General features: G+C 61.2%; 18 protein-coding genes and 7 pseudogenes. 15 read left to right on the top strand and 10 right to left on the bottom strand.

Annotated features, from left to right (window positions below):
• A partial coding sequence (locus PXJ20_RS32035) for a hypothetical protein (protein WP_421057476.1) occupies window positions 1–291 on the top strand: 291 nt, incomplete at its 5' end.
• Between the two features lie 151 nt (window positions 292–442).
• Window positions 443–640 carry a hypothetical protein gene (locus PXJ20_RS32030; protein ID WP_421032849.1) on the top strand — a complete coding sequence of 66 codons (198 nt, stop codon included), beginning with the start codon at window positions 443–445 and terminating at the stop codon, window positions 638–640.
• A 112-nt stretch (window positions 641–752) separates the two neighbouring features.
• Here the strand turns inward: PXJ20_RS32030 and PXJ20_RS32025 are convergent, their stop codons facing one another.
• Complete coding sequence (locus tag PXJ20_RS32025) at window positions 753–926, bottom strand: hypothetical protein (RefSeq protein WP_421032848.1); 174 nt, start codon at window positions 924–926, stop codon at window positions 753–755.
• 334 nt (window positions 927–1,260) lie between these two features.
• Between PXJ20_RS32025 and PXJ20_RS32020 the strand changes: the two genes are divergently transcribed.
• The 9 genes and pseudogenes from PXJ20_RS32020 to PXJ20_RS31980 form a co-directional block, all read left to right on the top strand.
• Window positions 1,261–1,728, top strand: a complete 468-nt coding sequence (locus PXJ20_RS32020) for a hypothetical protein (RefSeq protein ID WP_421032847.1) — start codon at window positions 1,261–1,263, stop codon at window positions 1,726–1,728.
• 3 nt (window positions 1,729–1,731) lie between these two features.
• Window positions 1,732–2,139: pseudogene (locus tag PXJ20_RS32015) on the top strand (IS4 family transposase); the annotation flags it as partial.
• A 218-nt stretch (window positions 2,140–2,357) separates the two neighbouring features.
• Complete coding sequence (locus PXJ20_RS32010) at window positions 2,358–2,636, top strand: hypothetical protein (RefSeq protein WP_421032846.1); 279 nt, start codon at window positions 2,358–2,360, stop codon at window positions 2,634–2,636.
• Between the two features lie 192 nt (window positions 2,637–2,828).
• Entirely contained in the window at window positions 2,829–3,041 is a 213-nt protein-coding gene (locus tag PXJ20_RS32005; protein ID WP_042300302.1) for a hypothetical protein, read from the top strand.
• Between the two features lie 50 nt (window positions 3,042–3,091).
• Entirely contained in the window at window positions 3,092–4,012 is a 921-nt protein-coding gene (locus PXJ20_RS32000) for a DUF692 domain-containing protein (protein WP_421032845.1), read from the top strand.
• Window positions 4,009–4,722: a methyltransferase domain-containing protein gene (locus PXJ20_RS31995; RefSeq protein WP_421032844.1), complete on the top strand. Its 714-nt coding sequence runs from the start codon at window positions 4,009–4,011 to the stop codon at window positions 4,720–4,722. Before PXJ20_RS32000 ends, PXJ20_RS31995 begins: the two co-directional genes overlap by 4 nt.
• 24 nt (window positions 4,723–4,746) lie before the next feature.
• A complete protein-coding gene (locus PXJ20_RS31990; RefSeq protein ID WP_421032843.1) occupies window positions 4,747–7,407 on the top strand; it encodes a methyltransferase domain-containing protein in 2,661 nt (886 codons plus the stop codon).
• Complete coding sequence (locus PXJ20_RS31985) at window positions 7,404–8,972, top strand: radical SAM protein (RefSeq protein ID WP_421032842.1); 1,569 nt, start codon at window positions 7,404–7,406, stop codon at window positions 8,970–8,972. The genes PXJ20_RS31990 and PXJ20_RS31985 overlap by 4 nt, the downstream gene beginning before the upstream one ends.
• A 23-nt stretch (window positions 8,973–8,995) precedes the next feature.
• A pseudogene (locus PXJ20_RS31980) lies at window positions 8,996–9,188 on the top strand (FAD-dependent oxidoreductase); the annotation flags it as partial.
• A gap of 506 nt (window positions 9,189–9,694) precedes the next feature.
• On the opposite strand, the pseudogene PXJ20_RS31975 reads toward PXJ20_RS31980, so the two are convergent.
• From PXJ20_RS31975 to PXJ20_RS31965, 3 pseudogenes are all read right to left on the bottom strand, one after another.
• Window positions 9,695–10,015 (bottom strand): annotated as a pseudogene (locus PXJ20_RS31975) (transposase); the annotation flags it as partial.
• A 125-nt stretch (window positions 10,016–10,140) separates the two neighbouring features.
• Window positions 10,141–10,748: pseudogene (locus PXJ20_RS31970) on the bottom strand (DDE-type integrase/transposase/recombinase); the annotation flags it as partial.
• A gap of 15 nt (window positions 10,749–10,763) precedes the next feature.
• Window positions 10,764–11,015 (bottom strand): annotated as a pseudogene (locus PXJ20_RS31965) (integrase core domain-containing protein); the annotation flags it as partial.
• An 84-nt stretch (window positions 11,016–11,099) separates the two neighbouring features.
• On the opposite strand from PXJ20_RS31965, the gene PXJ20_RS31960 reads away from it, so the two are divergent.
• From PXJ20_RS31960 to PXJ20_RS31945, 4 genes and pseudogenes are all read left to right on the top strand, one after another.
• Window positions 11,100–11,621 (top strand): transposase, encoded by a 522-nt coding sequence (locus tag PXJ20_RS31960; RefSeq protein WP_421032841.1) that lies wholly within the window; start codon window positions 11,100–11,102, stop codon window positions 11,619–11,621.
• Window positions 11,597–11,950: an IS66 family insertion sequence element accessory protein TnpB gene (gene tnpB, locus PXJ20_RS31955; protein ID WP_421032840.1), complete on the top strand. Its 354-nt coding sequence runs from the start codon at window positions 11,597–11,599 to the stop codon at window positions 11,948–11,950. The genes PXJ20_RS31960 and tnpB overlap by 25 nt, the downstream gene beginning before the upstream one ends.
• Before the next feature lie 35 nt (window positions 11,951–11,985).
• Window positions 11,986–12,420: pseudogene (locus PXJ20_RS31950) on the top strand (transposase domain-containing protein); the annotation flags it as partial.
• A gap of 130 nt (window positions 12,421–12,550) precedes the next feature.
• Window positions 12,551–13,252: a hypothetical protein gene (locus PXJ20_RS31945; protein ID WP_421032839.1), complete on the top strand. Its 702-nt coding sequence runs from the start codon at window positions 12,551–12,553 to the stop codon at window positions 13,250–13,252.
• Between the two features lie 55 nt (window positions 13,253–13,307).
• Here PXJ20_RS31945 and PXJ20_RS31940 read toward each other — a convergent pair whose 3' ends face one another.
• From PXJ20_RS31940 to PXJ20_RS31915, 6 genes and pseudogenes are all read right to left on the bottom strand, one after another.
• Window positions 13,308–13,598: a hypothetical protein gene (locus PXJ20_RS31940; protein WP_421032838.1), complete on the bottom strand. Its 291-nt coding sequence runs from the start codon at window positions 13,596–13,598 to the stop codon at window positions 13,308–13,310.
• A gap of 224 nt (window positions 13,599–13,822) precedes the next feature.
• Entirely contained in the window at window positions 13,823–14,647 is an 825-nt protein-coding gene (locus tag PXJ20_RS31935; RefSeq protein ID WP_421032837.1) for a DUF2971 domain-containing protein, read from the bottom strand.
• Between the two features lie 69 nt (window positions 14,648–14,716).
• On the bottom strand, window positions 14,717–15,388 hold the full coding sequence (locus tag PXJ20_RS31930) for a hypothetical protein (protein WP_421032836.1): 672 nt from the start codon (window positions 15,386–15,388) through the stop codon (window positions 14,717–14,719).
• 561 nt (window positions 15,389–15,949) lie between these two features.
• On the bottom strand, window positions 15,950–16,342 hold the full coding sequence (locus tag PXJ20_RS31925) for a TraB/GumN family protein (protein WP_421032835.1): 393 nt from the start codon (window positions 16,340–16,342) through the stop codon (window positions 15,950–15,952).
• Window positions 16,343–16,358: 16 nt separating this feature from the next.
• Complete coding sequence (locus tag PXJ20_RS31920; RefSeq protein ID WP_421032834.1) at window positions 16,359–17,342, bottom strand: DUF3800 domain-containing protein; 984 nt, start codon at window positions 17,340–17,342, stop codon at window positions 16,359–16,361.
• Between the two features lie 141 nt (window positions 17,343–17,483).
• Window positions 17,484–18,020: pseudogene (locus PXJ20_RS31915) on the bottom strand (ATPase); the annotation flags it as partial.

Below are 18,020 nucleotides of genomic sequence, written 5' to 3'. Positions count from 1 at the left end.
GTCATGGCAAACAACAAACGCGGTTTCACCGTCGAATGCAGTGCATGCAGTTGGCAGGGTGACCAGAGCAGGACCGACAGCGGCCATTGCCCTGAGTGCGATGGCGAGTGCGTGCCGCTGGATCAGGTCTACGGCACCGTGGACTCGGAACCAGGCGTGCTCGGCACGCAGGCTACTCCCGTCAGGGAGAACACCGCCCATGTGATCGGTGAACGCTTGAACGGCCGGCTCGACGGGGAACAAGCCCAGCAAGCCCTGGAAGTGCTCAACGGCACGCGAAAGCTCGACTAGGAAAACGGGATAGCCACTATGGACGCATTGAACTTTGATCCTGCGAACGGCCGCAGTAGCTCGTTCAATCCGCTGGAAGCGATCGACGCCGACTCAATGGGCGCGTTGCTGTTGCAGTTGTGTGAGATTGGAACGAATAGCGAGGAAGATCGTGCCGGCATTGATCGAGCTGCGAGACAGCGGTCATATAAGCCTCAATTTGGGCGTCGTTAAGTCTTATGCCACGCTCGACGGGTTCACGCGTCTCGCGGCAGATGATCGGCTCTCGCCGCTCTCGCGCATGCAGTGCCGAGCGATCCGCAATCGCATGATCGCTCGCGGTGTCCAAGCGCTGCTCGGCCATCTTTGAATCGGAAAACACCGGCCTAGCCGCTGCCAAGGAGAGAGAAGACCCGATGGAAAGCCAGCGGGTCGCGAAATTCTATCCCTACGGACCTAGCCCACATAGGGGTATCGCGCAGTCACGACCGGCTGCCGCGGACGTGATAAAGCTGGCAATCGCGGCGCGCGAGGCTGATCGCTGGTTCGATGAGCGGCAGGCGTGCGTTCGCCTCAAGCAGCTCTTCCCAAATGCCATCGAGTTCATAATTCAAGACGATTATTTGGCCAATAGGCAAAAGGCTGTGATCGAACACGAATTGGCGCCAGCGAAGGTGACATGGGAGCCCGGTTTTTGCATAGATGGGCGGCACGGTCGGTAGCGGGACAACGAAACGGAAAACGCCGGCGCGGCCGGCGTCGAGGAAAAGCGCAATGGAGCGAATAGCGGTGTCTGCGAGCTACGAGGCAGTGAAACAGGGAAAGTCTGTCACGGGCCGCATCGATTTCATTGCGCGGGTGGCAGATCCCACGAAGGGATACGACCTGACCATGCGAGCGCAGCGTGCGGTAGCGCGCCGGTTACGAGTGCGTCCGGCTGACGTCAAGATCGTCGGCGTGATGTCGAGCTGACGCAAGGGAAAACAAGAAATGCAAAGCTTGAAAACGAAAGCCACCCGATTTGCGCCATTAATGGCGGCGCTTTCGTTCGGGGCCCTGACCGGATGGGTGGTTTATCACGCTCCGCTGTGTCGCCGTCCGGCAATGCTTCTCGACAGTGCGGAGCAGCAATATTGCGATATTCGCGATTCCGCCGATGTGGGGGCGCGAGGGCATGGCTATCCGGCAAACGGTGAGCGCACGGGCCTCGATCTTCGACTGGCAGACACCGGGGACTATCAAATCCTGTATCTCGCTGGCCAACACCAGATGGAAGACACCGCGCGACGAGTGGCGATGATGCTGGGCGCGAACGGTGGCTATCTGGATGCTCACGGCAATTTTGTTGGCGCAACCGGTCAGTGGTCGCTCCCAGCCGCGAAGCTGATCGACGGCCTGGCCCGCGACGCTGACCCCGGTACGGTAGCGCTGCTGCTTCAAAAGCCGTCGAACAACTGATCGGAAAACGAGATTCTGTTCAACGTTCTGAAGAACGGCTGTCAGGTCGAAGAATTGCAGTTGGGCTCGATTGAGCGGCTCGAGCGCGCATTGCCGCTGTTTCTCGCGGTGGCTTGGCGCGTGACACACCTGATGCATCTGGGTCGAACCTGTCCTGATCTGGACGCGCGTCTGTTCTTCGATCCCGATGAAACCCGGGCTGCGTACTTGCTCACGAAAACGCCTCGATCTGCGCAACCCACGCTCAACGAAGTGTTGCGCTTGGTAGCACGCCTCGGTGGTTTCCTCGCTCGCAAGGGCGACGGCGAACCCGGCGCCGAGACGATTTGGAAGGGACTCACGAAAGTTCATATCGCCGCGGAAACCATGCGCCTATTGCGCGAAGACGGTGACGTCGATACTTCTGTATAACGACATGGATCTACGCTTGTGGGCCAAACGCTGGCGTCAAACGACCTTTCGCGCGGTGCTTTGAATTTTTCAGGGTCGACTAATTATCCGGCCAGCATAATCACGCACTCCCTGCCCCAGGGCGACCAACAATGCACAGCACATAATAGAGTTTGTCGTTCAATGAATGCAATGCGGCCGGGCCATCGATACACGTCATTATGTTTGACGCATGACTGATGAGCCGCAGCCTGCGGCGCGTCAACCGCCCCGCCTATGGGCTCGCCACGCTCCGCCAGGAGGCCTCACCTCGAGTCGGGTTCATGGCAGGAATCGGCTCCTCACCCTTCCCGCAATCGTCGTTCCCACGGCAGGAAACGAACTGGATTTCCAGAAAATACCTGCTATTCTCGTTTCAAGAAATAACAAATACGCCAGCCACCCACACAAAAAATCATGTCGACATCCTGACATGCCCGAAACCGGCTGAACTTTTTCACCCGACGCTACCCATCTGACTAAATGCAGGCATTCTTCATTCATTGAATCTGTGGGTATGATCATATTCATATCCCATTCATCCATCACTGAAATCCTGGGGTTTTCGTCGATCCTTTTTCAGTGAGGATTTCCTGGTCTTGATGGCTTGCGGTTATCGGTCGGCGATGACCGGGATCACGTGCGCTCCATAACTGGAAAAGGAGAGTTCCATGGCAAACGACGACGTAAAGAAACTGTCTGTGAAATCGGCGGAGGCGGCCGAAGTCGCGGCCAAATGTGCGGCCGAACTGGCGAAATGCGCGGCCAGCTACCATGCCGCGGTAGCGCGGGCGGCTTCTGCAAAATGCGCGGCCAACGCCGCCAAGTGCGCAGCCAACGCTGCGCACTGTGCCGCGAGCGCGGCCAAATGCGGCGCGAGCTGATCTGCGTCGTGCAACACCGACTCCATGACAAACGAATGGGAGACGAAGTCATGAACATTCCACGGCTTGGAGTCGGACTACAGTTCAATCCTTCGCTGATGGACTGGTTTCCTTTTCTTGACCAGTCTCTCGACGCGCTGGAAATCCTGTTCGACGGCATGATGGCCCCGCTTGACGGGCCTGGACTCATGTTGCCCACGATGGTCCAGACAATGGACGAGGTCGTCGCGCACTTTCCGCTCGTCGGGCACTCGAACTACGGCGGCGACTTCGGATTCGACGAGCTTGCAAGCACGCCCGCGGTCCGGCGACACGTGCCGCTTGCCCGAGCCTTCGGCGTCCCGTGGGTCTCGAATCACTGTTTCTACAGCGACGATTCGTGGTGCGACGTATGGAGCAGCCCGCTTCAGTTCACGCAGGCTGAGGTGGACCGGCTCGCCGTGCGTGCGCGCGCTCTTCAGGATGCCTACGGAGTACCGCTCGCGCACGAGAATGCGGCCTATTACCGGACGTGCCCCGGCAGCGACATGCCCGAGGAAGACTTTCTAGCCTGCCTGGTCGAGCAGGCAGGAACCTGGCTGCACCTCGATCTGCACAACCTGTACGCCAATGCGCAAAATCACGGTGCCGCCGGCTACTCGATCACACGTTTTCTCGACACGATCCCGCTGGATCGCATCGCCTGCATCCACATGGCAGGTGGCCGCTGGCTCGACAACCAGTACCACGACCTGCACGACACCCCCGTCGTCGAGCCCGTATGGGACCTGCTCGACGACGTGCTGTCGCGCGCCCACCCCGGCGCAGTCATCCTCGAATACGAGACTGAGTCGCTACACCATCACGACGGCGTGCTCGACATTCCCCGCTCCATCGACGCCATCCTTGCGGACCTCGAACGCGCGCGCAGCGCGTGGGACAAGGCGTATGGCCCCGGCAACCGTCAAACGACCCGCGCGGAGGCTGCATGAAAGTCGGACAGGACATCGACGTTGCCCCGGCAAGCTGGACCTTCGCCGGCAATGTCGCAGATACGTTCGTCGAACACATACGCCGATCGGTACCGCACTACGACGCCGGGCACGATCTCATCTGCCAGCTCAGTGACTTCTTTTGCCACTACGATAGCGTGTGCTACGAAATCGGCGTGTCGACCGGCCAGTTGCTGCGCAAGCTGGCGGAACATCATGCGTCTAAGCCGGGGATCACGTGGATCGGCATCGATCCCGTCGAATCGATGATCGCGAGGGCGCGTCAGCACTGCGTGGAATTTCCCAACATCGAACTGGTGCCCGGTGACGCGCGGCTCTATGGCTTCGAGAAACCGGCCGATCTGATCGTGTCCTACTACTGCGCCCAGTTCATCCCGCCTAAACACCGGCAGCAGGTGTTCGACCGGATCTATGCCCATCTCAACTGGGGCGGCGCCTTCATGCTGTTCGAGAAGGTTCGGGCACCGGACGCGCGGTTCCAGGACATGATCGTGTCGCTCTACAACGATTACAAGCAGCGCGAAGGATTCTCGGCAGACGAGATCCTGAACAAGACGTCGAGTCTCAAGAGCGTCCTCGAACCGTTCTCCACCGAGGGAAACCTGGGACTCCTCAGGCGTGCGGGATTCGTCGACGTGACGACCGTCATGAAATATCTGTGTTTCGAGGGGTTTCTCGCCATCAAGTAGCGCTCATCGGGAGGACCATCGAGCATGGATACCGAAAGCGATTTCCGTCGCCGCGAGCCGGCGGGCGCGCCGCGTGACGAAGGCGGCTTCGATGCCCGTCTGGTATGGAACACGTGGCGGCGCATCCTGCGCGACGATAGTCTCGCCGACGCGATCACACGCGCCGATCACGCCGACGCCGCGGCATTCGCGGACCTGAGCACTGCCGAGCGCGCCATCGCCGCGGACTACGCACGCACGCCGCAGGCAACGGCAACCAATCTACGCATGTACCGCCGCAGCCTTGTGCGCATTGCCCGCATCGCGCTCGGCCGCGCGCCGCTCAGTCAACGTCTGGTGTTCATGAGCGGACTGGACGTCGACGCCGTGGCGCACGAGCTGGCCCGCACGCATGGCTATGTCGACGATGGTCCGAATTTCTGGCGGCTTGCCGGCATATTCGTCACGTACCTCGCACAGCGCCCCGAGTTCGCCGCGCACACACACCAGGACGTGCTGGCGCTCGATCGGGCACTGATCGCGCTCGCGCGCCGTGTCGGCGAAATCACGGCGGAGCGCTGGCCGAACGCGCGCACCGCAGCGATGCGCGACGCGGCCGACGTGCGCTCCATGCGCTTCGTCGCGTCGCCCGCGGCCGTCGTCGCTACGTCGCGCCACGATCTCACGTCGTGGATCGAGAACCCATACGGCTACGATCCCGCCGAAGCGCTGGCCGCCTCGCCCCGGCACTGGCTGATCTATTTCCCCGACGCCGACAGTGCGCCGGCCTACGCGGAACTGTCCGAGCGATCGGCGCGCGTCTTCGGACAGCTCGCTGCGCCGCGCACCGTCGCTGACGTGGCAGGTGCGCTCGGCACGCTATCCACGGCTGAAACGCGCGAAGTGATCGACAGACTCGCGGATCTCGGCGTGGTCGGTCAGGAGTACGGCCGAGTGTGGAAAAGCAGGCACCCGAGGCAACCGGATGCGTTGCGCGACGAGCAGTTCGTCATGCTCGATCCCGCGGTCGAGGTACTGGACGACGAGATAGCCGAACATCGATTTCTGTGTCACGGCCACTTCGAAGTCGGCATGGCCGTGCCGCCCGGCGAAGGGCTGACCGACTTCATCGCCGAACTGGCGCACGAGCCCGTTCGCGTCGGCGCGCTGCGCGGTGGCTTCGACAACCGGCATCTGGTCGATACGATGCTGGCCTCGCTGCAGGAGCATGGTTTTGTCCACGTGACCGCGCCGCTGGCCCCGTCGTCCGCGACCTTGGACCAACTGCGCCGAGCCGCTGCGATCCGCCGCGGGCCCGGACTCAGCCGCACTATCGAACTGGCGCTCGACACCGCATCCGCTGGGACAATCGGCGCCCTGATCGCAGCGGAGCCGACCGCCCCCGTGCTGCATCTGCGCTGTACTTGTCCCGGCGACCATGCGTCAACGCTCGCCGCACTTGCCGATCTGCGGGAAACCGGGCAGTTGCGCGTGCATCACACGGTGGTACAGGTAGCCGAACCGGCCTGCGATGCGCAGGTCATCCAGTCGCTGCGGCGGCTCGGGGCCGGCGTGATCGTCGACGTGCCGTGGCCCGCACCGCCCACGCCGATAAGCGGGCTCGACGCGTTGACGCGCGCCTGCGTGCCCGTGCACGCACGGATGACGCTGGATCGCACGTTTTTCGACGCCTCGACGCGTGCGCGTGCACTCGCCTGGGCTGAATCCGTGTTCCTCTGCGGCTTGAACCTTATCCTCGAGGCGGACGTGCTTTGGCCCGGACCGGCCCCGACGTCCGCCGACTTCATCGGCGTCTTCGAGGCCGTGCGCGCGATGGACGACGCGCTGGGCGATGTGAGCGTCGCCAACCTGCCGACCGATGAAGTGCTGCTGGGCAACGCGTCGTCGCCTCGTCCCACCTCGCTGTCGGAGCTTACCCGGCGTTTTCGCCTCGCCTATCTGCGCTGGCGCATACCGCTGCTGAAATCCTTCGAGGGCGACAACACGTTCAGCCAGACCCCGGAAGCCGAAGAAAAGCTCGTTCGGCTTCGGGAAGACCTGCTGCCTAACCACCCGGAACTGCTCAACCTGACAGCGGGCAGCGTCGTCGTCGACGTCTGCGGCGGCAACGGCCGCGTGGCACGCCGGCTCGCGCCGCACGTCGGCACCGAAGGCCTTGTCGTGTCGATCGAGATGCTGCGCTGCGTGACCGATCGCGCACGCCGTTTCGGCTGCGAACTGGGCTATACGAACGTGCAGTTTCGCACCGGACTCGCGCAGCGCCTGCCGTTGCCCGACGGCGCGGCCGATGCCGCTGTGAACGAATGGACCGGCGCAATCTGGCAACTGGGGCTAGGTCCCGCGATGGTGGCCGAGATGGTCCGCGTCGTCCGCCCAGGCGGGCGTATCGCCGTCACGCACCGGCTGGCGCGGCTGCCGCTCACGCAGCTCGACAGGCCGTGGGTTCAATTCGACGACATCTACGCATGGATGCAGAACGCCTTCGCCCGCCCGGATCTGGCGATCGTCGTGGAGCGCGTGTGGGGCCAAACGACGTCGACGCTGGCCGGCGAAAGGGCGACCGCGTGGCGCAAGCACTACGTTCCGCGCCTCGTCAATCCATTCGAGGTCACTTACACCGAGGACCAGGACCCCGGTCCGCACGCGGACGTGTGCCTCACGATCATTGCGGAGCGTGTTCGATGAACCATGAAACGCCCACCTGCGAGACCGCGCTGCAATCGCGGAGCGCCGCGTTCTGCGCGGCGGATGCAACCTTGCGCAGCTTCGGCATACCTGACGGCTTGCCGGCGTTGCACGCCGCGGGCTTGCGCATCAGTCGCCGCGTGCTCGGCGGCTCCCATTCGGTGGCAATCTATCCGCCCATCGATGCGTTGACGCCGGTTGTACCGGCCACGGTCCTGAACGAGATCTGCTTCGGTCGCGACACCAGTCTTTACGTACATATTCCGTTCTGCGAAACGTGCTGCACGTTCTGCCACTACACGGTGCGGCACTATCCCGGCAAGTCCCGCGCATCGCAGGCCGACAACGAAGCGGTGACCCAGTACCTCCATGCGCTCGGACGAGAGCTGGTGCTGTGGGGCGAACGGCTGGCGAGATCGGGCACGGCGCTCTCGTCGGTTTACATCGGCGGCGGCACGCCGCTGATACTCGAGGAGGCGGCGTTGCGAGACCTCATCAGCACGATCCGCGCGTGCTACGACATCCTGCCCGGCGCCGAAATATGCATAGAGGGCAGCCCGCTCACCATCACGGCCCCCGGCGGCCCCGAGAAGCTGCGCTTTCTTAGAGAACACGGATTCACGCGCCTGAGCTTCGGCGTGCAATCGTTCGACGACGAGGTCCTGAAATACGGCGGCCGCGGCTACCGGCGCGATGTGCCAATACGCGCCGCGCAGATAGCAAACGACGTCCTCGACAACTGGAATCTCGACCTCATCCAGGGTCTCTACAAAGGCTCGCCTGAAGAAACGCGGGGAAACCTGGAAGCGATCGAGACACTGCGCCCGGCCCATCTGACCTGGTACCATGGCCGGTTCGCCGACCGGCCTCAGCGCGACTGGTACCAGTCGGAAAGCCGGCACGACGATTTCGAGGACGAGTACGCGACGCTACTCGGACGCGTGCTGATCTGGCAAGGCATGGCGACGCTCGGCTATCACCGGTGCGACGGCAACCGTTTTGTGCGGGCACGTCACTATGCCGACCCGTTCAAGCAGATCCGCACGTCGGCGTCGCGCGACCTGCTTGGCGTCGGTGTCGCATCCTATTCGCACGTTGGCGCGTCGCCGGGCAGGCGCGACTGCCATGGCTACGTGTTCCGCAATACAACGCAGCTTCATGCCTACGCGGAGTGCCTGTCGGCGGGCGCGCTCCCGATCGCCACCGGCCGCGTAATCGACGACGGGGAACTGCTGGCGATGTCCTACGCGACCGGGCTGCGCAATGGCCGTGTCGAGAACGCCGTGTTGCGCGCGATCGCCACCAGCATGCCGCAGTTGTCCGCACGCTACCGCGACGAGGCCGACAGGCTCAGCGCGCTTGGAATCCTTGAGCCTGATGCCGGCCCCGACGGCGCACGGGGCTTGAGGCTGACCGAACTCGGCCGGCTGTTCGAGGACGAGACGCTGGCTCTGTTCTTCAGCCCCACCGTGCAGCGCGCGCTGACGGCCCGGCCCGATCCTGCGGTACGGCCCGTGCATCTCATCGCCGCGCGCACACTGCCGCCGCGGACGGCGTCCGCCTGAGCCTGCGATGCCGGCCGCCAAACGGCGGCATCGGCCACGGTACGCACATGGCGACGCTGATGGCTACGCTCATGGCCGAAATCATGGATGGATGGGCGCGCTGACCTCAACCCGTGGAAGGACTTCTCCTGGCCGGCTATTCCCGGCCATTTCGGCAAGCCGTGGTTTTTGCCGCTGGTGGGCGCCGGGTACCGGCTCAAGAACACACTGCAATGAATTCACCTGTTCGTCACCTGATGCAAGCGGGAAGGCATTGTCAAGTTGGCTGCTGCAGGCCAACTGTGCGGCAGAATAGTAGTTGTCCGTATCACATAACTGTCTAGATTGGGGCAGAGACAGTCCAATCATGCCATGTGAACTGAACCAGGAGAGTTGAACTGATGCGATTGCGACGACGTGGATTCGCCAGTGTGCGGCCCATAGACCCACAACAGGCGAACACGATCCCGATTGGCAGCAGGCTACGGCAGCCCCAAGTACAGTAGCAAGCAGTAACCCATTCAAAGTTTGCAGACGGTAATTGATGACGATACAGTGCAACGGCGTCCGGTAAGCCCGGTTCAAAAAAGCGGCCTCCGTGGCCGGTCCAGGTTATTGGGAACCGAGCGCGCATATCCCACCATGGCCTTGCCGCCAAAAGCGGCTGACTCGCGAGACCGGATACATTTACGCAAACTGTCTCGGCTGAAAACCCGCTTGCAAAACCGGAGCGGACCACACATTTTTGAGCGGCCCCATTCGACTGCCTCGCGGAGAATCTCGTTCTCCATCGTCTTCTTCCCGAGCAGCCGTTGCAGTTCCTTGATTTCCTTGATGGCGGCGGCCAGTTCCGACGCAGGCACGACTGTCTCACCCGCTTTGACTGCCGCCAGGCTGCCTTCCTGGTACTGCTTGCGCCAGCCGAACACCTGGTTCGGATTGACGCCGTGCCGTCGGGCCACTGCCGATACCGACGCGCCCGGAGCTAACGTCTCCTGCACGATTGCGATTTTTTCCTGCACCGTGCGTCGCCGACGACGCTCCGATCCGCTCAAAATTTCGATGCTTTCCACGTAATGACTAGGCTTCGTGATAGTCACAAGACTATCCGTATTTTAAGAGAGTCCTTGTGTCCTCAGATACGTGGGGCTACTCCAGTGGAGTTGACCCTGTAATCCCGGACACAGCGTCACACTAAGGTTGCTGAATCCATTGAGCGCCGGAACTCGCGAGGCGAGCGGTACTTCAGCGCGCTATGGGGATGCTTCTCGTTGTAATGCTCGAACGCGATGGCCAAGTTGCGTGCAGCAGTCGCTGCGTCCGGCTTCGGCATGAAGGCAACGTAGTCGAGCGTCATTGTCTTCACGAAGCTCTCGGCCATCCCGTTACTTTGGGGGCTGCACACCGGTGTGGTCAATGGCTTCAGGCCGATGGTCGCTGCAAACCGGCGTGTATCGTCGGCCGTATAGCCCGAACCGTTGTCGCTCGGCCACTCGATTTCGGACGGTGTATGCAGCTCGTTGCCAAACCGATTTTCCACTGCAGCCAGCATCACGTCTCGCACGATGTCGCCGCTGTGGCCTGCCGTCGTGGCCGCCCAGCTCATGGCTTCCCGGTCGCAGCAGTCCAGCGCGAACGTCACGCGCAGCGGTTCGCCGTTGTCGCAGCGGAACTCGAAGCCGTCCGAACACCAACGCTGGTTGCTGCGCGCCACGGCCACCTTGCCATCGTGCCGGCGTTGCTGCCGAGGCAGAGTCTCGGACGACGTTGCATCAGCAGACCATGCGTGCGCATGATGACCTGCCCCCGGTATTAGTACGAAGCACCGTTAGAGTCCGAGGTTAATAATTCCTGCGCTTTATGCGCCTGCGCGAACTGCGCCGGCGCCAGATAGCCAAGCGAGCTGTGAGGCCGCTCGGTGTTGTACTCGATACGCCAGTCTTCAATCAAGCGCCTGGCGCAGCTCATGGAAACGAACCAGTGCTCGTTCAGGCATTCATCCCGGAATCGCCCGTTGAAGCTCTCGATGTAGGCGTTTTCCACCGGCTTGCCAGGCCGGATGAACGTATGCGGTCCATTATCGGCGTCTACCCATCGGTGCACTGAGCGAGGAGCATAGGTGTCCACCTATTCTGGAGGTGGACACCTATGACAGACAAAGACTCAGAGTTAAGAGTAGTTCGGCGTAGCAGCGACGGGCGGCGCCGCTACGATGACAGAGGTAAACATGCATTGGTCGAAGCAGCGTTACGCCCGGGCGTATCGGTGGCCCGCCTCGCGCAGGAGCACGGGATCAACGCCAATCTGCTGCGCAAATGGATCACGAAATACCTGATGGAGCGCGAGAAAGGCACCTCGCAGGCACCATCTCATGAGGGCGGCGGCGACCCATCTTCGGATGAAGTGACGGAGGGAGTGGCCATCGATCTTCCGGGCTCGCGCAAGCTCATCGTTACCGCGACAACACCATCGCCATTCGTGCCAGTCGTTCCGGTGGCGCCTGCGCCGACGCCCACCTCGCCAATGCCGTCGATGACGCTCGCGCTGCATGTGCGTCTGTCGAATGGTGTTGAACTCGAACTGGGCCAATCCATCGCGACCATCGACGAACTGACGACCCTGGTTCAGATCCTGGGGAGGATGCCGTGTTCCGGTTCGACGACAATCTGAAGGTATATCTGCATCGCGATCCGGTCGATTTCCGCTACGGCATGAATAGCCTCTCGATTCTCGTTGAGCAGTCGATGCGATTGAATCCGATGGATGCGTCGCTCTACGTGTTCGGCAATCGACGTCGTGACCGGATCAAGATCCTCGCCTGGGATGGGAGCGGATTCTGGCTTATGACGAAGAGACTCGAGGCAGACCACTTCATCTGGCCCAGCAACAAGGCTGAGGTTGTAACGATGACGACCACCGTGCTGCATGCTCTACTCGACGGCGATGACATCACTACGATTCGAAGGCATCCAGTGCGGCACTATGCCCGGGTAAGCTGAACGCACACTGCAAGGCATGCGTTGTCTAACGACGCATGCCGATCAACGTCGCGATCTCCGCCGAAGAACTTAACGCGCTACTCGCGATACGCGAGGCGTACGGTGCGCTTCAGCGCGAGCATGAAGAGGTTCGCAGCGCGTTGCGCCTCGTGACGGCGCAACGCGATCTCGCCGAAGAGCGGCTCCGATCCTACCGTCACGAACTGTTCGGCGCAAGAAGCGAAGCGCGGGCCCCGGATCAGCCTGGCCTGTTTAACGAAGCGGAAGCGCTGGGCGCAAACGCGACGCCCGCACAGGAAGACATCCCGGAATCGATGGTCGCTGCGCATAAGCGCAAGAAGCGCGGTCACCGCAAGCCACTCGATCCCAACCTGCCGCGTGATGTCGTACGGCACGAATTGCCCGAAGCTGAACGTTTCTGTGCGAATGACGGGCACGCACTCGTCGAGTTCGGTGTGGAGATCAGCGATCCTTGACGTTTTGCGGGTGCTTGACGCTCTGAACGAGACGGCCAGCATATCGGTCTCCAGAGGCCCTACCCAGTCCGCAGTAAAATCTCGCCAGACCAGTCAACCGGCAGCAGAAGGCCGACCACAACAAATGAAAATCAAGCGCCTCCTTTTCGCCAGTCTGGCGTCCTGCATGGTCATCGGAATAGCGAGCTGTGACAGTGGCACGTCAGAAACCCAATCCGATACAAAGGCCAGCTCTGCCACCGAGGCCAGTGCAGCATCGGAAGCGAGCTGGCCTAAATCTGCGATTGTCAAACTCGCTCAGACGCCGGAAGAGAAGAGGTTTCTGGATGATGCGGGGTGTTTCGACGCCACCTGCTTCACCGCCGAGAAATTCGACCGGTTTATTGTCAAGAAATACCCTGACATTGCGAGGATCCATTTCCCGGTCTCGAAAGACCTCGAAGGCGACAAGGATGCGATGGACGGCGCCCGGATGGATTTCAGGCGGGGCCTTTACTTCGCTAAAGAGATTCGGCTCGCTGATGGCGAGTCGTTGTTCGATTTGCTCTCGAAGTGTAGTCGCAGCTTCGACCCCAACAACGTTGCTCAAATCGCCTTCGATCCGAAGACCGGCAAGAGATTCATCTTCCTTCAATACTTCCCGGTCTTCGTTCAGAAAGGAACGGGCAGGAACACAGACCTGAATCTGCTCTGGGACCGCGTGGGTGACGAGTTACGTGCGCGAAGCCCTTTCTTCTCGACCCACGTGCTTGTCAACAGTGATTTCCTCGCCCTGCATGGTATCGAATGCCGTTCGAACGATGCGCCAGTCGCTGTTGACGGGTGAACGTTGCCCGGAACCCACTACGGAGAAGCCATTCATCTCGCCGCGCCCCCAGCGGCTAGATCCCATTGCAGGTATCGCTCCCTGTCCCACGCGGCGCTTCATCGTCCGGCGAGAAGGCCCATTGCCTGCGCAGAAAGTCGTCCAATGGAACCTGGCCACGATTTTCATCGCGCTCACAGAAATAGTAGATCAGGGTATGGATGACCGAGAGCGACAGCGGCGTGTGAAGCAGCGAGTCGGCCAGCCCGCCCCCGCCGATTCGCGCCGGTCCGTTCGATGGATGGCAGGTGTAGGCCCCGTAGATGTCCACGGGGAAGATCGATATGAACGTCAGCGCGAAGATCATCGCCGCCGGAATCGTAGACCGCAATAAAAGTGACACCGTTGCGACGATAATTGTGTCACCACGCACGGGGCACCCGACCTCGTTGCCGACCGGACGGCGCTGAAGAGCGACCGCGGCAAACACCGCAGCCGGGCACAAAGTACCGGTGTCGCCCCCTCAGGGGACAGTCGAATCGCTCGGAAGCGGACGCTCGGGGAAATTGCATTTTCGGTCCAACACCATAGCTAGGAAGCTCCCAGCGCGTGCAACTTCAACGCACGATGCGGAACGCCCCCGTATGCCATGTACAAAGGTACGCTGCGGCCCCGCAAGATTAATTGAAGCTCGGCAAGCTTGTCCGGTTCGACGCGATATCCGAAAACCACCGCTCTGATTCTGCGTGGGTCAAAGGCCAGTTTTTGGTCGACCAATGTCGGATCGAGGGGTAGCGCAGGCTCCTGCAAAATAATGCGTGCCTCGCCTTCATAGGACCACTTCAAGCGTTTGCGCAGTGCCGTCATATCGAGGGCACAAAATGATTCGTCATCGGCCAGATCGAGAATCGGCACCTCGTCGCAGTATTTCACGCGGTAGGCGTTAAGCCACGGGGTGAGATGCATTTGGATGCAGACCCCTGAGTAACCGTCGGCATACGCTTGCCAAAGGCGATCGTTGTCCGGGGCTATTGCCATGCTCAAAATGCGCACCTGTCGATCGATCGCGGCATGGTACTCAGGGCTGCTCAGTCCCGCGAGTTCTTTAAGTCGTTCCACCGTCAGTTGAGCAAGCTCGTGCTGAATCTGCTCCTCGGTCGGCTGCTGAGGTCTGTGCCGCACACAACGCCTAACCCACGCCTCTACCGTGGCTCTATAGTTCGGATCGTCGAAGTCGCCAATGACCATCCCAGGCTTGCATTCGAGAGCATCGTTTAGCTGAGATGGCTTTGGGATGAAGATGCGGTGGTCGCGAAGTATCTCGACGGTATGTGCGAACGTCTTGTCACTCAGAGACTTGTATTTGTAGAGCGGTCCACGGTATAGATCGATTGAATTCGGGAGAGCATCGCTCATTTTCTTTCTTGCTCCTGTCTACCAGACCGCCGTTTTGCCGTGTCGATTCAGGAATAATTCTTGAGCGCATTACGTTGTGGTGGGCCACATCGTCGGACTCGTTGCGACGCGCCGCTCATGTGCCTCTCGCGCGTCGTCAACGCGTTTGATTATGTCGTTCAATTCCTGATCACGATGCCATTCGCCAGGCTTCGGTTCTGCGACCGGCGGTAGCTTCGCGTACGCGCGCAGGCGTCTCGCAAGGGCTGTCACATGGAGTGAAAGTTCGGCATAGTCGCGTTGCCGGGCCCAGAAGAATTCGGTATGGAAGGGGAAGTCCTCGTTGTACTCGTCGATGCCCCACAGCCTGCTCTCGATCTGCGCCTGCTCGTCTGGCAATCGCAATATCGCATACATGAGATCCTGCGGGAGCACCTTCCACTCGACGTCCAGTTCGAGCGGCTTGAACTCGGGCGGTTTGGTGGTAGGCACGTATTCTTCGTCGTTCCCAGCTGGACGTCCCTGTTCAGTTCCATCGTCCAAGGCGACATAGAAGCAGCGGTTTGCGATCCGCTCGAGATGCGATACGACGATGATCGCGAGGTAGACGGCATCCTTTTGACGTCTGGTTTTGCTGACCAGCCATTCCTTGACCGCGACGAACGAATTGCCGAGCAACACTCCACTAATGCCCGACACGGCCGATATGATGGCCGATACGCTTCCACTCTCCATGCCGTCTCTCCAGGCGTTGCCCTGCATGAGAGGGCGTCTTTGTCTTTGCGATTGTCAACGATTTGCGCGCCCAGACCTAGCGATCGCTTCTGGCCGAGGGCGTGTGAAAACGCAGGATAAGCGCGACGTCTGAGAAATGCGCCCCTTCAGATCGCGTTGTATCGGCCTGGCAGCGTCTTGGGAAGGGTAAAGCGACACTCAAAAACCGAGTACTTTCGCGTTTTCACACGCCCTCGGCCGACGACCGCCTGACGTAGCGGCCGAGAACCGCCTCTCACGGCGGCATGCTTGGGGCGACATTGCCGCACGCCGCGGCCCCATCGCTAACCGGATATTGGCGATATAGCGGCATTTTGCAGCAAAACTGTGCTCGTGCTGATCGAGCCGCTGGGATTCCAGGTGGCCCTGCTGCGATGCGAAGTGTCAGATTTAATGCGGACTGAGCCGAGGTGACGTTTTTACTGCGTTCGGAGTGGAAGCGAAAGTGTCACCACGGCCGCGCTTTACCGCGTCGTTGTCAGCCGCGCGCGGTGACCCATTTGTGCGGTCTACGGTTGACGACCGGGCCCCGCGAGCAGCGATGCGACGTTACCCCTGCTTAGGATCGGCCGGAAGCATGATCGCCTCGAACCGGTAGCCCGCCTGTTGCAGCAACTGGATCAGCCCCGCGTTACCCGGCAGATGCGCGGCACCGACCAGGACGAGGGCGTTGCCTTCATTGAGGTAGCGCTGCAGCGGCGCCATCCACGCGCGATTGCGCTCCGCGACCATCAGGCGGTAGAACGTCGCGGCGTCGGCCGGATCCGCGTAGCCGGTGTTCACCAGAGCAAGCACCGCGCCATAGTCGCCGCGGTTCAGCGCCGCGACGGTCGTCGCATAGTCGTTCGCGGCCTGCGGGCGAAACGCCCCGCCGTGCAATGAAGTAAAACTGGCAGCGTTACGGAAGCGAAAGTAGAAACAGGCGCCGCCATTCCCCCGCACGCGCGGCTCGCGACGATCATGGGATCACTAGCGCGTTCGGCGCTGTTCGGCTCAGGTTGATTGTCGGCGTTATCGTGCGGATGATGACCGGCGGTGGGTCAACAACTGGAGGTGGGAACGGGTACGGTTGTGGTTTGGGATTCGCCAGCAATTGAGGCGTTTCGGGATCGAGAACTTGATGCAATCCGGTCAGGCTATTCCCAAGATTGGCGAAGTGCGGATGAATGAACTGCCAGCCACGATCGTCACCGGATTCATATCGGCGGAAAATCCAGTAGCAGATTGTGTCCGCGAGCTGCATAAGCCGCGTGGCCCTTGAATCGACGAACAAGGGTACTTCCGCAAAGTTGCGTAGCCTCCCGCCGTTCGAGTGGCCGAAGTGCTTGAACGTGTGATGCAGCGCCTGCATGTTCTGTTCGTCGGCCGCGCGGTTCCGATCTAGGACGAAGATTCCGCGGGCTTGTTCCTTGTGCTTGGACCGATACTTGAGCGCAAGAAAGTCGTCGACTTTCGTGGCGAGCACTTCGAAGCAGTAGGGGAGGATATCCGCCGTTTTGAGGATCTGGCTCTTCTCGACGACCGCAGCAAACACGTTGACCCGAAGCTGGGAATTCTGGAGAAGACGCAGGATGTCGGCTGTAGCTTGTGCGCGATCTGCTGGCGCCAGCCTCTCCCAGCCATCTTTGCCGTTGCGCATTGGGGAAGCGTGCAACTCGAGATACTGTCCCCCAATCTTGTTTTGATACGCTGCAGCGATCAAATCCAGCTCTCGCTCGAGCCAATGGGTTTGGCGCTCAAATACTGTGACACCACCAAGCACGAAGAATTTCGTGTTCTTATCTGCCGGGGTCCCAGATTCGTCCAAGTATGACAGGTACATGCCACCCCCTAGCAGCAATGAAAACGGGCCGCATGCAGCGGCCCGTCGAAATTGGTAAGTCAGGTGGAACAATCGCCCAACGTGCTGCAAAAAGGTCAGCACTCCCGACTCATCGCTCATAGTAACAAATGCAAGTAAAGGAATCAACCGTCCGTCCGCTTCGAGAGTCCACGAGTCGAGGGCGCAATCATGCTGGCTTGTCCGCCTTCCAAGCGCAGCCCATTATTTGAGCGGGGACGGACCAATCGCATCAGTATTGCTTTACGCGTCGGGCGTCTTCGGGCGACGTGGCCGGGGCACCAGTGCGGGCGATTTCTTAGCAGCGCTGCCTCGTGGCGGCCGGCGGCCCCGCGCCGGCGCCGCAGATAGCTGCTGCCGCAGCGTCTCGAGCTCGCGGGCTTGTGCGGCGCTTACCGCCTCGGCGGCATCGAGCCGTCCCTGTAAGACCCCGAGTTCATGCTGTGCATCCCCCAGCCGGGTTCGCAAGCCTTCCGCTTCGGTCCGATGACGCTCGTCGCGCTGCTCGGCCCTGCGCACCGCAGCGTCGAGATCCTTCTGTAGCCGTGCGGCCGTTGCGCGTTCGCGTTCGATCTCCAGCAGGGCGCGCTTCTCGGCCGCCTGCAAGCGCGCCTCCGAGCGCTGCGCCGCCTCCCGCAGTTTCTCCAGTTCCTGCGCGAAATCCGCCCGCGCCAGGACCAGCGCCGCGTCGCGCTGGCCGAGCTCCGCCTGTAGTCGCCCGACATCGCCCTCGAGCGCGCGCCGCGAGGCCTCGCCGCCCGCGAGCGCCTGGGCGAGTTC

Origin of the sequence: Paraburkholderia sp. A1RI_3L, assembly GCF_048957895.1 — a bacterium.
Lineage (GTDB): Bacteria > Pseudomonadota > Gammaproteobacteria > Burkholderiales > Burkholderiaceae > Paraburkholderia > Paraburkholderia kururiensis.
The sequence above is the reverse complement of the archived record's forward strand: the minus strand, read 5'-3'. Positions and strand labels throughout refer to the sequence as shown.